Raw genomic sequence first — 15,071 nt, forward strand, 5'->3', positions numbered from 1 at the left:
AACACAGTGACTGCGACGGGGCTGAGCATCAAGGCGGCGACCCTCTGGCTTCCGGAAGGCAAGGAAGGCCCGGCCGAGGGTGCGCTCAGCGCAGCGGACATGGAGCGCATCGGCATCTCGGAACTGCACGTCGCGCCGGAGGACCTGGCGCCGCCCCAGATGGCCGTGCAGGCCGCGGGCACCGTGCTGGACAAGAGCGGCGTCGACCGCGACGCGATCGGCTGCGTGGTGCACGCCCACAGCTACCACCAGGGCTTCGACATGTGGTCCCCGGCCCACTACGTCGCCCACCAGGCCGGGATCGACGAGGCGCTGCCGATCAACGTCCACCAGCTGTGCAACGGCGGCGCCGTCGCCCTGCAGGTCGCGGCCAAGTGGCTGACCGCCACGCCCGAGCAGGGCGCGGTGCTCGTCACCAGCTCCGACCGCTTCAGCCTGCCCGGCTTCGACCGCTGGGCCAGCGACGACGACGCGACGTACTCCGACTCGGCGACCGCGGTCGTCCTCGGCCGGACGGGCGAGGGCGGCGACGACTTCCTGCACCTGCTGTCGATGGACATGCTCACGGACTCCCAGTGGGAGAGCCAGATGCGCGGGGAGGCGGACTTCACCTCCGTCCCGCTCGCCCACGGGACCCCGATCGACCTGCGCCCTGCCAACAAGGTCTTCCGGGAGTCCGGCGCCGCCGGGCGCATGGTCAAGCTCACCGTGCCCAAGCTGTACGACCTGGTCATGGGCGTGCTCGCCAAGGCCGGCATCGGTCCTGCGGACATCAGCTCCGTCGCGCTGCCGCGGCTGACCAGGAACATGCGCGAGGGGATGTTCAAGCCCGCCGTCAAGGAGTTCATCGGCGGCGACCCGCGCTACCTGGAGTGCACCACCGGCTGCCTGGGCGCCGGTGACTTCCTGGCGAACCTGGTCGACATCGAGGCCGATCTCAACCCGGGCGAGTACGGCATGCTCATCCAGGGCACCGGCGGCTACACCTTCACCTGCGCCGTGGTCCAGGCTCCCGCCAAGTAACGCCCGGCACCGCCGACACCGGAAGAGACGGCCATGACGACGCCGAGCAGCTGGGACCGCGACGACTACCCCCTCTGGCACGGGACGATCCCCACGTCCACGATCCTGGAGCGGAACGCCCCGGAGGACCTGTGGGTCAGGGGGGAGGGCAGCTGGCTGATCGACGCGGCCGGGAACCGCGCCCTCGACGCCCGTGCCGGGGTGGGCAACATGATGCTCGGTTACGGCCGGGCGGACGTGGTGGACGCGATGTGCCGGCAGGCCCGCGAGCTGCCGTACGTCTGCATGGTGCGGTGGGAGCTGCCGGCGCCGGTGGTCGTCGACCTGGCACGGGAGCTCACCCGCATCGCCCCCGAGGGGCTCGACCGGGTGCGGTTCTGCCACACCGGCGGCGCCGCCGTCGAGAGCGCGATCCTGATGGCCCGCTCCTACCAGCGGAACACGGGCCATCGGGACCGCCGCCTGATCGTCGGGCTGCGCGACAGCTACCACGGCAGCCCTACGGCGGCCATGGCGGCGAGCGGGCAGCGCATCATGCACTGGACCTTCGGTCCGATGCCGGAGGGCTTCCGGCACGTCCCGGAGCCCGCCGCCGACGACCCCGGCACCGGCCTGGCCGGGCAGCTCGACGCGCTGGGCCCGGAGAACATCGCCGCGATGATCGTCGAGCCGGTCAAGGGACGCAACGGCCAGCCGCTCCCCACCGCCTACCTGCGGGCGGCGCGCGACTACTGCACCCGGCACGGCATCCTGCTCGTCTTCGACGAGGCCTTCACCGGCTTCGGGCGGATGGGCGAGATGTTCGCGGCCGGCATCTCCGGGGTGTCCCCGGACATCATGTGCCTGGCCAAGGGCATCACCGCCGGTTACGCGGCGCTGGGCGCGGTGCTCACGACGAGCGCCGTCCAGGCGGCGTTCGACACCGGCAGCACGGTCTTCGCGCACGCCTCGACCACCGACGGGCACCCCGTCGCCTGCGCCGCGGCGCTCGCGGCGATCCGCGCGTACACCGCCGAGGACCTGGTGGCGCGCGGCCGTGCGCTGGGCACCTACCTCGGCGACCGGCTCGGCGAGCTGCTCGCCGGGGCGCCCGCGGTCAAGGGTGTCCGGACGGTCGGCGCGTACGTCGGGCTGGACCTGGTGGACGACAACGGCAGCCCGCTGTCGATGCCGGACCGCGCCGACCTGGAGCGGGCGTGCCGCCGGCAGGGACTGCTCGTCCACTACACGCCCGACACCGTCGTGCTCATGCCCCCGCTGACCATGGCCACGGACGAGGCGGAGTTCGCGGCCGAGCGTTTCGCCGGCATCGTCTCCGGCCTGCGTCCGGCCGCCGTCTGAGGCGGCGCCGGACCCGCTCCCCGCGGGGACACGCGGCGGCCCCACCGGTGCGGCTCCGGTGGGGCCGCCGCGCGCGGTTCAGGAGGACGTCACGGAGAAGGAGTTCGTCACGAAGTCCAGGCCGCCCGACGAGGACGTGATCTCGTAGCCGAACTGGACGTTGCCGAGGGTGATGTCGCCGAACCACTTCTTGGTGTTCCTGATCCAGTTCAGCACCGCCAGCACGTCCACCGTGGAGGAGCTGGTGTTGGACGTGCGGACGAAGGAGAAGACGGCGTTGGCGCCGTTGCTGCCCCGGTAGACCGTCCACGTGCTGCCGCCCACGGTGACGTTGCCCTGGGAAGTGCCGAGCGGGCCGACCGCGCCGGTTTTGTTCATCCAGAGCATGATCTCGTAGGCGTTGCCGGTGTCCCAGATGTCGTACGCCGTCTCGTAGGCGCCGGCGGACGGCACGGTCACGTTGAAGCTGGAGCTGACCGAGTGCAGGGTGCTGAGTTTCGCGCCCACGTAGCGGGTGGCGTTGGGGTAGGACTTGACGCCGCCGGTGTTGGGGTGGTTGGCCCATACGCCCCAGTTGCTGTACGAGTTGGCCCAGATCGTCTGCGGGCCGGCGCCGCTGCCCCAGATGTCGTTGTAGAGGGTGTAGCCGCCGTTGGACCACGTGGCCCACTGGTCGCTGGAGGACCAGGTGGCCGCGTACGCCGGGGCGGCGGCCAGCCCGACCGCGGCGGCCGCGGAGGCGGCGAGGCCGAGCAGGAGCATGCGGGGCTTCTTGCGCAGGGCTGTGCGCATGGGTGGGCTCCAATCCGAGCTCCGGGGCAGCCGCGGCCGTCACGCCGAAGCGGAGGGCGGCGCGTGCGGGGATCCGGGGAGTGGGCGGGCAGGGAACAGCCCGCCCCGGGCGCCGTCTTCGAAGCGCTTCGACGGATGATGCGTCAGGTCCGCCGCTGCCGTTGGGGGGATGGGCTTCAAGATGACAGTCGAACAATCGAAGCGCAACACCCGGTGCACCGGTAATTCCCGCCCCACCGGCACCAGGGGTGCCCGGAGGCGACGCGCCCGGGGCGGCCGGCCCCGCCGCGGTTACGATGACGGCTCTCTCCCGGCACTGCCGGCCAGGGCGAACCGGAGGGCCGACGATGGCCAGCATCAGAGATGTCGCGCGGCGCGCGGGCGTCGCCCCGAGCACCGTGTCGTACGTGCTGAACGGCGACCGCAGCACGACCGAGGAGACCCGGCGGCGGGTGCGCGAGGCCGTCGAGGCGCTCGACTACCACCCGCGGGCCGGGGCGCGCATGCTGCGCAGCGGGCGCACCGGAGTGGTGGCGCTGGCACTGCCCCGCGGGGGCGGGGCGGGTGGCACGGCCGGCGGGCGGCACGCGGTGGACGGCCGCTTCGCGATCGAGACCGCCGACGCCGCCCACCGGCTGGGCTACGACCTGCTCCTGGCCACCTCCGGCGACAAGGCGTCGGGGCTGCGCCGGGTGGCGGTGAGCGGGCTGGCGGACGCCGCCGTGATCATGGCCGTCGACCTGGAGGACCCGCGGATCGGGGTGGTCGGGGAGCTGGACTTCCCGGCCGCGCTGATCGGGCGCCCGGCGGACGAGGCCGCATTGCCGTGGATCGACCTGGACTGGGAGCGGGCCGCGGTGCTCGCCGTCCGCGAACTCGCGGCGGCCGGGCACCGGGAGGTCGTCTACCTCGGTTCGGCCGAGGAGGAGGTGCGGGCCCGCCGCAGCGCCGCGCTCTACGGGATCGCCGGCGCCGGGCGCGGCGCGCGGGAGACCGGCGCCGCGGTCCGGGTCGGGCACGCGGTGGACGACGCCGACGAGGCGGCAGGGCTGCTGCGCGCCCTGCTGGCCGCCCCCGAAGGGCCGCCGACCGCCCTGGTGGTGCAGCACCCGACCGCCTGGAGCCACGTGCTGGCGGCGGCGGGCGCGCTCGGCCGCCGGGTGCCGGAGGACCTGGCCGTGGTCGTCATCGGCTCGCTGCCGGAGGACACGTCGTGCGCCCGGCTGCCGCGGATCGAGCTCCCCGTGCCCGCGATGAGCGCCACCGCCGTGGAGCTGGCCGTCGAGGACGCCGACGCGCGCCGCCCCGCCAGGGGCCGGGGGCGCTCGCGCGGCCAGGCGGCGGCGCCGCCCGGCGAGGCGGCCCGGCAGGTACTCCTCGCGCCCGTACTGCTGGGCGGCGACGGGCTCCGCCCGCCCCCGGCCTGACCCCTAGCGGCCGGCCGCCGTCGCGCGTCCGGCCGGTCCCGCACGGAACGCCCTTGTCGACCCGCCCGGCAGTGCCTAACCTTGCCGGGACGGTCAGGAAATCGATTCGACAGTGCGGCCGGCCGCGCGTCCGAAACGGCCACGGAGCAACAGAGCAGGAGACCTCCATGAAGTTCACCGACGGCTACTGGCTGATGCGGCCGGGTGTCACCGCCCGCTTCGCGGCCGAGGTCGCCGACGCGAGCGTCACCGAGGACCGCGTCACGCTGTCCGCGGCCGTCCGCGCGGTCGGCCACCGCGGCGACACCCTCAACAGCCCGCTGCTGACGGTCGAGTGCTGGTCGCCGGCCGAGGGCGTGATCGGCGTGCGGTCCACCCACCACGCCGGCGCCGTGCGCAGGCTCCCGGAGTTCGCGCTGCCCGGCGAGGGCCGGTACGGGAGCGCCGTCCGCAAGGACTCGGTGGTCGAGCTGACCTCGGGCGAGCTGACCCTGCGGATCGACACCGAGCAGCCCTGGCACCTCGGCTTCAGCGCCGGCGGCACCCCGCTGACCTCCTTCGGCGAGAAGAGCCTCGGCTTCGTGACGGACGCGGAAGGCCGCCACCACATGGTCGGCCGGGCGGCCCTGGGCGTCGGCGAGTACGTCTACGGCCTCGGCGAGCGCTTCACCTCGTTCACCCGGAACGGCCAGAGCGTCGACGTCTGGCAGGAGGACGGCGGCACCAGCAGCGAGCAGGCCTACAAGAACGTCCCCTTCTACCTCACCAACCGCGGCTACGGCGTCTTCGTCAACCACCCCGGCAGGGTGTCGTACGAGATCGGCTCGGAGCTGGTCGGCAAGGCGCAGTTCAGCGTCGAGGACCAGTCCGTGGAGTTCTACGTCGTCCACGGGCCCGGCCCGAAGGAGGTCCTCGCCCGCTACACCGCCCTCACCGGCCGCCCCGCGCTGCCGCCCGCCTGGTCCTTCGGCCTGTGGCTGTCCACGTCCTTCACCACGGACTACGACGAGGAGACCGTCACCGGCTTCGTCCAGGGCATGGAGGACGCCGGGATCCCGCTGAGCGTCTTCCACTTCGACTGCTTCTGGATGCGCTCCTACCAGTGGTGCGACTTCACCTGGGACCCCGGGGTCTTCCCCGACCCGGAGGGCATGCTGGCCCGGCTGAAGGAGCGGGGCCTGCGGATCTGCGTGTGGATCAACCCCTACATCGCCCAGAAGTCCCCGCTGTTCGCCGAGGGCGCCGCGCGCGGCTACCTGGTCCGGCGGCCGGACGGCAGCGTGTGGCAGTGGGACCAGTGGCAGGCCGGGATGGGCCTGGTGGACTTCACCGACCCCGACGCCCGCGCCTGGTACGCCGGCAAGCTGCGGGTCCTGCTGGACCAGGGCGTGGACTGCTTCAAGACCGACTTCGGCGAGCGGATCCCGGTGGACGTCGTCTGGTCCGACGGTTCCGACCCGCAGCGGATGCACAATTACTACACCCAGCTCTACAACGAGACGGTCTTCGACCTGCTGCGCGCGGAGCGCGGCGAGGACGAGGCGGTGCTCTTCGCGCGGTCGGCGACCGCCGGCGGGCAGCGGATGCCCGTGCACTGGGGCGGCGACTGCGAGTCGACCTTCGAGGCGATGGCCGAGTCGCTGCGCGGCGGACTGTCGCTGGGCCTGGGCGGCTTCGGCTTCTGGAGCCACGACATCGGCGGCTTCGAGGGCACCCCGACCCCCGAACTCTTCGCCCGCTGGGTGCAGTTCGGCCTGCTGTCCTCGCACAGCCGGCTGCACGGCAGCCGCTCCTACCGGGTGCCGTGGGAGTACGGCGAGCAGGCCGTACCGGTCACCGCGGCCTTCACCCGGCTCAAGCACCGGCTGATGCCGTACCTGTACCGGGCCGCCGAGCAGGCGCGGGACGCGGGCACGCCGGTGATGCGGGCCATGCTGCTGGAATTCCCCGACGACCCGGCCTGCGCCACCCTCGACCGCCAGTACATGCTGGGCGGCGACCTGCTGGTGGCCCCGGTCTTCAGCGAGGACGGCACGGTGGAGTACTACGTTCCCGCGGGCACCTGGACCGGTGTGCTGACCGGTGAGCGGGTCGAGGGCCCGGGCTGGCGGCGCGAGACGCACCCGCTCGACACTCTGCCGCTGCTCGCCCGGCCCGGCGCGGTGATCCCCTTCGGCGCCTCCTCGGACGGGCCGGTCTCCGACTGGGCCGACGGCGTGACCCTGCGGGTGTACGCGCCGCGGGACGGCTCCACGACCGTGACACGGGTGCCCGCGCCGGACGGCTCGGCGCCGGTCACCTTCACCGTGAGCCGCACCGGGGACGAGATCGTCGTCGAGACCGGCAGCGGCCTGCCCTGGAACGTGCTGCTGGCCGGCGTCGAAACCCCCGGGCACGGCGAGCCGCACGCGCTCGGCACGCTGCACCGCTGCGCGGCCGGGACCGGCAGGCTCGCGGCGCGCTGGGCCTGACGGGCGGTCGGGCCGGATCCGGTGCCCGCGGTGAAGCGCGCCGCCGCGGGCACCGGCCGCCCGCCGCCGGTCAGCCCGCCAGTTCGGCGCGGACCGCGCGGGCGGCCGCCACCAGGTTCTCCAGCGAGGCCCGGGTCTCCGGCCAGCCGCGGGTCTTCAGGCCGCAGTCCGGATTGACCCACAGCCGGTCGGCGGGAATCGCCTCCAGCCCGGTGCGCAGCAGACGGGCCGCCTCGTCCGGGCCGGGGACGCGGGGCGAGTGGATGTCGTAGACGCCCGGACCGGCCTCCCGCGGGTAGCCGTGGGCGGCCAGCTCGCGGGCCACCTGCATGTGCGAGCGGGCCGCCTCCAGGCTGACGACGTCGGCGTCGAGGTCGTCGATGGCCTGCACGATGTCGCCGAACTCCGCGTAGCACATGTGCGTGTGGACCTGGGTGTCCGCGCGGACCCCGGCGGTGGCCAGCCGGAACGCCTCGGTGGCCCACGCCAGGTACGCCGGCCGGTCCGCGGCGCGCAGCGGCAGCGTCTCGCGCAGCGCGGGCTCGTCCACCTGGATGACGGCCGTGCCCGCGGCCTCCAGGTCGGCGACCTCGTCGCGCAGCGCCAGGGCCACCTGCCGGGCGGTGTCGGCGGGCGGCTGGTCGTCGCGGACGAAGGACCAGGCGAGCATCGTGACGGGCCCGGTGAGCATGCCCTTGACCGGCCGGTCGGTGAGCGACTGGGCGTAGGAGATCCAGCGCACGGTCATGGGCGCGGGGCGGGAGACGTCGCCGGCGAGGATCGGCGGGCGCACGTAGCGGGTGCCGTAGGACTGGACCCAGCCGTGCTGCGTGGCCAGGTAGCCGGTGAGCTGCTCGGCGAAGTACTGCACCATGTCGCCCCGTTCGGGCTCCCCGTGCACCAGGACGTCCAGGCCCGTCCTCTCCTGGAAGGCGATGACCTCGCGGACCGCGCCGCGCATCCGCTCCTCGTAGCCGGCCGTGCCGATCCGGCCGGCGCGCAGGTCGGCGCGGGCGGCGCGCAGGTCGCCGGTCTGCGGGAAGGAGCCGATGGTCGTGGTCGGCAGCAGCGGCAGCCGCAGCCGGGCCCGCTGGGCCGCGGTGCGCTCGCCGTAGGGCTGCGCCCGCCGGGAGTCGGCGGGGGTGACGGCGGCGGCCCGCGCCCGGACGGCCGGGTCGCGGGTGAGCGGGGACCGTGCGCGCGAGTCGAGCGCGGCCCGGTTGGCGGCCAGTTCGGCGGCGACGGCGTCCGTGCCGCGCGACAGGCCCGCGGCGAGGGTCGCGATCTCGGCGGTCTTCTGCCGCGCGAAGGCGAGCCAGGGCAGCACCCGCGGGTCGAGACCGGTCTCGGCGGCGGCGTCGAGCGGCACGTGCAGCAGCGAGCAGGACGCGGCGACGTCGACCCGGCCGGCCAGGCCCAGCAGGGTGCCGAGGGTGGCCAGGGCCCCGCGCAGGTCGGTGGCCCAGATGTTGCGGCCGTCGACGACGCCCGCGACGAGCCGCCTGCCGGGCAGCCCGCCGGCCGCCGCGAGGTCGTCGAGGTTGGCGGCCGCGGGGCCGGTGAAGTCCAGGGCCAGGCCCTCGACGGGGGCGGCGGCCAGCACCGGCAGGGCCTCGCCGAGCCGGTCGAAGTAGGAGGCGACCAGCAGTCTCGGGCGGTCCGTGAGGGATCCGAGTTCCCGGTAGGCGCGGGCGGCGGCGCCGAGTTCGGCGGCGTCCCGGTCCTGGACGAGGGCGGGCTCGTCGAGCTGCACCCACCCGGCGCCCGCGGCGCGCAGTCCGGCGAGCACCCCGGCGTAGACGGGCAGCAGCCGGTCCAGCAGGCTCAGCGGCTCGAAGTCCGCGGGGGCGCCGGGCGCGGGCTTGGCGAGCAGCAGGTAGGTGACCGGGCCGACGAGCACCGGCCGCGGGGTCAGGCCCAGCGCCAGGGCCTCCCCGAGCTGGGCGAGCTGCTCGGACGGGTCGGCGCGGAATTCGGTGCCGGGCCCCAGCTCGGGCACCAGGTAGTGGTAGTTGGTGTCGAACCACTTCGTCATCTCCAGCGGCGCGACCTCCTGCGTGCCGCGGGCCATGGCGAAGTAGCCGTCGAGCGGGCCGGCGGCCACCGCGTCGCGGTGCCGCGCGGGGATCGCGCCGACCATGACGGTGGTGTCGAGAACGTGGTCGTAGAGCGAGAAGTCACCGGTGGGCACCTCGTCGACGCCCGCCCGGGCCAGCTGCCGCCAGTTCTCCCGGCGCAGCCCGGCCGCGGTGCCGTGCAGCTCGGCGGCGGTGACGCGGCCCTTCCAGTAGCCCTCGACGGCCTTCTTCAGTTCCCGGCCGGCACCCTGGCGGGGGTAGCCGTACACGGTGGCCCGTGCGGGCGCGGCTGCGGGCTCGGTTGTCACGGAAACCTCCTTCACCGGACGGACACCGGACGGATCCCCGGGATCCCGGCGGGGCGACGAAGGCGCGGGCGTGCTGTCCGCGCCCGTCCCCCCTTGCCTGCGGTCGGCACGCCGTCCTACCCCTCCGCGGCGCGGTCGGCGAGGATCTCGCGGGCGGCCCGGGCGCCGGAGGCCAGGGCGCCCTGGACGGAGCCGGTGGCGCGGTGGTCGCCGCAGACGTGGACGCCGGGGGAGTGGCGGGTGGTCCGGCTGAGCGGCCAGGGCGGCGGCATCGCCGGAAGGGCCTGCGGCAGCGGGTACGCGGCCACCGGCTCCCAGCCGCCGGTGTCCGTCCCGTACAGCTCGGCCAGCACGCCGCGCACCTCCGCCTCCCGCGCGGCGGATGCCTGCGCGCCCAGCACGGAGGTGGCCACCAGCGCCCGGCCGCGCGGTGCGTATTCGGGCACGACCTCGCTGACGACCACCGTGTTCAGCACCCGCCGCTGCGCGTCGACGACCAGCGTCGGCTCGGCCAGCGGCGGCCGCGGGGCGGCGTGGTAGAAGGTGGTGACCGCGCGGGCCGGCGGCACCGCGAGCCCCGGCAGCAGCTCCGCGGCGGCCGCCGGTCCGGTCGCGACGACCACGGTACGGGCCGGCTGCTCGTCCCCGTACGCCGTCAGCACCCCTTCCCCGGTGAGGTGTTCGACCGGCGTGCCCAGCGCCACCGCGCCCTCCGGCAGCGCGGCGGCGAGCTGTTCGGGGACGGCGGCGACGCCCCGTTCGGGCAGGCACAGGGTGCCGCGCATCATCGAGCGCCACACCAGGTGGAAGTAGCGGCCGGACGTCTCCAGCTCGTCCTCCAGGAACACCCCCGACAGGAACGGCCGGAAGAGGCGTTCCACCAGTTCCTCGCCGATCGCGGCGTCGGCGAGCGCGGTCCTGGTCGTGACGTCCGGCCGCCGCTTGAGCGCCCGCGGCGGAGTGAGCAGGTCCCGCGCGCACAGCACCACCAGCGCGGACACGTCCCGCAGTGAGCCGAGCCGGCCCGGCAGCAGGCCGGCGGCCTGCCGCGGGGCCCGCGTCGGATCGGCGAAGCGCAGCGTGCCGTGCGGGGAGTGGATCAGGAAGCCGGGGCTGAACGGCCGCGCGTGCAGCTCGCGGAGCCGCACGCGGCGGCGCAGCTGAGGGTAGGAGGTGTTGACCACCTGGAAGCCGCGGTCGAGGCGGAATCCGTCCCGTACGTCCGTGCGCATCCTCCCGCCGACGCCGTCGGACGCCTCCAGCACCCGTACCCGCAGCCCGGCGGCCACCAGGTCCTGCGCGCACGCGAGCCCCGCGAGACCGGCGCCGACCACCACCGCGTCCACCGCTGCCTTCGCCGCCATCACCGTCTCCGTCCGCCGGGCCGACCGTCCCCCGGCGTGGCGCGGGCCCGCCGCGCCGCCGGGGGACGGGAGCGCGTCACCGCGCCAGGAACTCCAGCAGGTCCTGGTTGAAGCGCTCCTTGTCGCCGGGCACCAGGGCGATGCCGTGCGAGCCGCCCTCGTAGACCTTCAGCTCGGCGTCCTTGACCAGCTTCGCCGTCTTGGCACCCGTTGCCGCGAAGGGCACGACCTGGTCGTCGTCGCCGTGCACGACCAGCGTCGGGACGTCGAACTTCGCGAGGTCGGCGTGGAAGTCGGTGGCCGCGAAGGCGTCCACACAGGCCACGCCGCCCTCGATCGTCTCGTCCATCGCCATGAGCCAGAAGGCGTCCTTGTTGCCCTGCGTGACCTTGTTGCCCTCGCGGTTCGCCCCGAAGAACCCCACCGAGGTGTCCTTCCAGAACTGCGAGCGCTCGGCGAGGATGCCCGCCTTGATCTCGTCGAAGACCTTCTGCGGCACCCCCTCGGGGTTGTCCGGCCCCTGGAGCATGATCGGCGGGATCGCCGAGAGCAGCACCGCCGAGCGCACCCGCTCCGTGCCGTGCCGCCCGATGTAGCGGGCCAGCTCGCCGCCGCCCATGGAGTGCGCGACGAGCGTGACGTCTCGCAGGTCCAGCGCGGTGAGCAGGTCGTTCAGGTCGTCGGCGAAGGTGTCGAAGTCGTAGCCGTCGAAGACCGGTGTCGACCGCCCGTGCCCGCGCCGGTCGTGCGCGATGCCGCGGAAGCCCGCACCGGCCACCGCCTTGAGCTGGTCCTGCCACGCGTCGCCGCTCAGCGGCCAGCCGTGGATGAAGACCACCGGGCGGCCCCGGCCCCAGTCCTTGTAGAAGATCTCGACCCCGTCACGCGTCGTCACGTAGGGCATGGAAGGTGTCCTCTCGGTCGCTCGCGTCTCCCCCCGCGCCGCGCCCGTCACGGCGCTGCCGCGGGCCGGGCGCGCACCGTCCCCCGTCCGCCGCCCGGTAGCCGCTCCTTCCATGCTGCGCCTGTCCGCCGCTCCCGCAACGCGAGCGTCAGCCGCCCCGCTGCCGGCGCTCGGGCTTCCAGCCCCAGGCGGTGAGCATGCCGGCCGAGAGGGCGGCGCAGTCCGGGGAGTCGAGGTAGCGGATCGCCGGGGCCGGGGGAGCCGGCGGTCACGGTGCGGCCTGCGGGACGTCGGGCACGGCGGCACCTCTTCACGGGACGGGGGCGGCGGGGCGCGCCCTCCATCCTGCGCGGGCGGCGGCCCGTGGGGCCGGGGGCGCGCCGGACCGCCCCGGCTCAGCGCTCGCCGGGGGTGCGGACCCCGGGCCAGTCCAGCCGCAGCTGCTCGGCGCGCGGGAGGCTGGACACGACGAGGTCGTAGGAGTCCTCGATCATCTCCCGCACCAGGCCGTCGGGCAGCGCCCCGTCCAGGCGCACCGTGTTCCAGTGCCGCTTGTTCAGGTGCCAGCCGCCGGTGATCTCCGGGTGTGCCGCGCGCAGTTGCAGCGCCACCTCCGGATCGCACTTCAGGCTCACGCTCAGCGGCCGCGCGTCCAGGGCGGTGATCGCGAAGATCTTCCCGCCGACCTTGAAGACCGAGGTCTCCAGGGTGAAGGGGAAGGTCTCGGCGGCGCCGTTCAGTCCCAGGCAGATGGCTTTGAGCGCGTCGGGTGTCATGGGAGCCAGTGTGCCGTGGGGCACCGACAGCGGCGGCCGGACGCCGCCGGACCGCCCCGCGCGGGCCCCGGCACCGGCGGTCCCGCCGGCTCCCGTCCCCGCGCGGACGGCAGCCGTACCGCGGGCCGCGGGCCGCTCCGGGCCCGCCGTGCCGGAGCGAGCCGCGGCCCCTCAGCCCAGCGCCGCCAGCAGCTCGCGCTCGCGCCCGGCGCTCAGGCCCGCCCGGCGCGGCCGGTCGAGCCCTTCCCCGCGCTCCCAGCGCAGCGTGTCGGCCAGCATGTCCGCCCGCGGCCGGTGGCGCAGCCCGGCGGCCCGCGCGGCGGCCCCGCTGCGGGCCGACCAGCCCTCCCAGCCCGGCTCGGCCAGCCACATCGGCAGCGACTCGGGCCCCATGTAACCGGCCACGCCCTGCGCGAGCAGCCACTCCGAGGTGGCGGTGACCACCGGACCGGTGTGCCCGCCGACCGTGCGGGACAGCTCCAGCCACTCGCCGAACGGGACGACCGGCCCGACCGCGTCGAAGGTTCCCGTGGTGCGGGCCTGCGCGGCGTCCAGCAGCCAGCCGGCGAGGTCCCGCACGTCGACCGTCTGGGTCGGCCCGTCGGGGATGTCGGGCACCAGCATCGGCCCCTGCGGGTCACGCGCGGCACGGGCCACCCAGTAGCCGGAGCGGTCGCTCGCGTCACCCGGGCCGCCGATGAGGCCGGCGCGGGCGATCAGCAGCCGGTCGCCCACCGCGGCCGCCGACGCCAGCTCGCAGGCGACCTTGGCCTCGCCGTAGAGCTCCCTGCCGACCTCGTCCAGGCCGGTCGGGGCCAGCAGCGGCGTGGACTCGTCGGCGCCGGGCACCGCGTGCGAGGCGTAGGCGCTGCCGGAGGAGACGTACGTCCAGTGCCGGGCACGGCCGCCGAGCGCCTCGAGTGCCCCGCGGACGAAGCCGGGCTGCCACGACACCTCCACGACCGCGTCCCACTCCCGGTCGAGCAGCGGCCCGTACGCCGTGTCGTCCCGCCGGTCGGCGGCCACCAGGCGGGCCCCCTCCGCGACGTCCCCGCTCTCCCCGCGGGCCAGGCACGTCACCGCGTGCCCCCGCCCCACCGCCTGCCGCGACAGCTCGCGCCCGAGCCACGCCGTTCCACCCAGCACCAGGATCTCCATGCCCTCACCCAAGCACCGTGAACGCCGCAGGCCCAGGTGCGTTCGCGGACGGCGGACTCGTCCCGCCCGCCGCCCGGGGTGTTCGGGTTCTCCCCCGGGGCGGCCGGCGGGCCTGCCGGATGGGGCGCCGGGTGCGGGGCGGCCAGGATGAGGGGTGCACATCCGCCTCGCCCGACGGGAGTCATCGTGCTGACACGCCGTTCCGCCGCAGTGGGGGCCGCAGCCGCGGCCCTGTCCGCCGCCTTCCCGCCGCCCGCCGCGGCCGCGGAACCGGGGAGGACGGGGCGGCTCCGGCTGCCCGCGCCGAGCGGACCGTACGGGGTGGGGACGGTCGCGCTGCGGCTGGTGGACGCGGCGCGGGACGATCCGTGGGTGCCGGGGCGGCGGCGCGAGCTGATGGTGAGCCTGCGCTATCCGGCGCGGTGCGGCCGCGGCGCGGGGGCGCCGCAGATGCTCCCGGGGGAGGCGGCCGGTTTCGCCGCGTTCGCCGGCTACACCGGGGTGCCGGCCGCCGAGGTGGACTGGGCCGCCACCCGCACGTTCGCGCGCACCGGGGCGCCCGCGCTCCCGGGGCGCTTCCCGCTGGTGCTGTACTCGCCCGGCGCGGGCGACCCGCGCTCGCTGAACAGCACCCTGTGCGACGACCTGGCCTCCCGCGGCTACGCCGTGCTCTGCGTCGACCACACCTACGACGCGGCCGCCGTCGAGTTCCCCGGTGGCCGCGTCGAACGGACCGTGCTGCCCGCCGAGTTCGCCGAGGCCGTGCCCGACCCCGCGCACGCCGACCCGGCGCGGGTCGCCGTCCTGCTGCGCAAGGTCGTGGAGGTGCGCGTCGCCGACCTGCGGTCGGTGCTCGACCTGCTGCCGGACGCGCTGCCGCGGGCGCTGCGCGGGGTGCCGGACTTCGGACGGACCGGGGTCTTCGGCCATTCCGCGGGCGGCTTCACCGCGCTCCAGGCGATGTACGACGACCCGCGCATCGCGGCGGGCGCCAACTTCGACGGCGTGACGGCGTACGTGCAGGACGACCCCGACACCGGCTACCTCTCACCGGTGGCGGCCGGCGGCCTCGACCGCCCCTTCCTGCTCGCCGGCAAGGACGGCAACACCCCTTCCACGGTGCCCTGCTGGGACGCGCTGTGGCGGCGCAGCCGCGGCTGGCACCGCGGCTTCAGCCTGGCCGGCGCCGGGCACGCCGCCTTCACCGACGCCGAGACGCTCCTCCCGCAGATCGCCCGCCGCCTGCACCTGCCCGCGAGCGCCGTCACCGCGAACCTCGGCACGCTCGCGCCGCACCGCGCCGTCCGGGCCCAGCGCGCTCACCTCGCCGCCTTCTTCGACCGCTGGCTGCGCGGCCGCGACGACCACGGCCTCTTCGACGGCCCCTCACCGCTGTACCCGGAGGTCCGCCCCTTCTCCTGACCCGACC

At 75.2% G+C, this 15,071-nt stretch carries 11 protein-coding genes and 1 pseudogene; 5 read left to right on the forward strand and 7 right to left on the reverse strand.

What is annotated here, in order from left to right:
- Window positions 1-6: 6 nt before the first annotated feature.
- A complete protein-coding gene (locus tag ACH4SE_RS13035) occupies window positions 7-1,023 on the forward strand; it encodes a ketoacyl-ACP synthase III family protein (RefSeq protein ID WP_398543420.1) in 1,017 nt (338 codons plus the stop codon).
- A 33-nt stretch (window positions 1,024-1,056) separates the two neighbouring features.
- Window positions 1,057-2,364 carry an aspartate aminotransferase family protein gene (locus ACH4SE_RS13040; protein ID WP_398543421.1) on the forward strand — a complete coding sequence of 436 codons (1,308 nt, stop codon included), beginning with the start codon at window positions 1,057-1,059 and terminating at the stop codon, window positions 2,362-2,364.
- Between the two features lie 78 nt (window positions 2,365-2,442).
- On the opposite strand, the gene ACH4SE_RS13045 is transcribed toward ACH4SE_RS13040, so the two are convergent.
- Complete coding sequence (locus tag ACH4SE_RS13045; RefSeq protein ID WP_398543422.1) at window positions 2,443-3,156, reverse strand: hypothetical protein; 714 nt, start codon at window positions 3,154-3,156, stop codon at window positions 2,443-2,445.
- A gap of 347 nt (window positions 3,157-3,503) precedes the next feature.
- On the opposite strand from ACH4SE_RS13045, the gene ACH4SE_RS13050 reads away from it, so the two are divergent.
- Together ACH4SE_RS13050 and yicI are read left to right on the forward strand one after the other, a co-directional pair.
- Window positions 3,504-4,583, forward strand: coding sequence for a LacI family DNA-binding transcriptional regulator (locus tag ACH4SE_RS13050; protein ID WP_398543423.1), 1,080 nt, complete (start codon window positions 3,504-3,506; stop codon window positions 4,581-4,583).
- Window positions 4,584-4,750: 167 nt separating this feature from the next.
- Window positions 4,751-7,054: an alpha-xylosidase gene (gene yicI / locus ACH4SE_RS13055; protein WP_398543424.1), complete on the forward strand. Its 2,304-nt coding sequence runs from the start codon at window positions 4,751-4,753 to the stop codon at window positions 7,052-7,054.
- A 70-nt stretch (window positions 7,055-7,124) separates the two neighbouring features.
- Here the strand turns inward: yicI and metE are convergent, their stop codons facing one another.
- The 6 genes and pseudogenes from metE to ACH4SE_RS13085 form a co-directional block, all read right to left on the reverse strand.
- Complete coding sequence (gene metE, locus ACH4SE_RS13060) at window positions 7,125-9,440, reverse strand: 5-methyltetrahydropteroyltriglutamate--homocysteine S-methyltransferase (protein ID WP_398543425.1); 2,316 nt, start codon at window positions 9,438-9,440, stop codon at window positions 7,125-7,127.
- Window positions 9,441-9,556: 116 nt separating this feature from the next.
- Window positions 9,557-10,804 (reverse strand): NAD(P)/FAD-dependent oxidoreductase, encoded by a 1,248-nt coding sequence (locus ACH4SE_RS13065; protein ID WP_398543426.1) that lies wholly within the window; start codon window positions 10,802-10,804, stop codon window positions 9,557-9,559.
- Window positions 10,805-10,880: 76 nt separating this feature from the next.
- A complete protein-coding gene (locus ACH4SE_RS13070) occupies window positions 10,881-11,708 on the reverse strand; it encodes an alpha/beta fold hydrolase (RefSeq protein ID WP_398543427.1) in 828 nt (275 codons plus the stop codon).
- Between the two features lie 148 nt (window positions 11,709-11,856).
- Window positions 11,857-11,955: pseudogene (locus ACH4SE_RS13075) on the reverse strand (SAM-dependent methyltransferase); the annotation flags it as partial.
- 148 nt (window positions 11,956-12,103) lie between these two features.
- On the reverse strand, window positions 12,104-12,484 hold the full coding sequence (locus tag ACH4SE_RS13080) for an MmcQ/YjbR family DNA-binding protein (protein ID WP_398543428.1): 381 nt from the start codon (window positions 12,482-12,484) through the stop codon (window positions 12,104-12,106).
- Window positions 12,485-12,655: 171 nt separating this feature from the next.
- The gene (locus ACH4SE_RS13085; protein ID WP_398543429.1) at window positions 12,656-13,642 is read right to left on the reverse strand and encodes an oxidoreductase; all 987 of its coding nucleotides are present in this window, start codon (window positions 13,640-13,642) and stop codon (window positions 12,656-12,658) included.
- Between the two features lie 186 nt (window positions 13,643-13,828).
- Between ACH4SE_RS13085 and ACH4SE_RS13090 the strand changes: the two genes are divergently transcribed.
- Window positions 13,829-15,064 (forward strand): alpha/beta hydrolase family protein, encoded by a 1,236-nt coding sequence (locus ACH4SE_RS13090; protein WP_398543430.1) that lies wholly within the window; start codon window positions 13,829-13,831, stop codon window positions 15,062-15,064.
- The last annotated feature ends 7 nt before the right edge of the window (window positions 15,065-15,071 follow it).

This window comes from Streptomyces sp. NPDC020983 (assembly GCF_044333485.1).
In the GTDB taxonomy this organism is placed as follows: Bacteria; Actinomycetota; Actinomycetes; order Streptomycetales; family Streptomycetaceae; genus Actinacidiphila.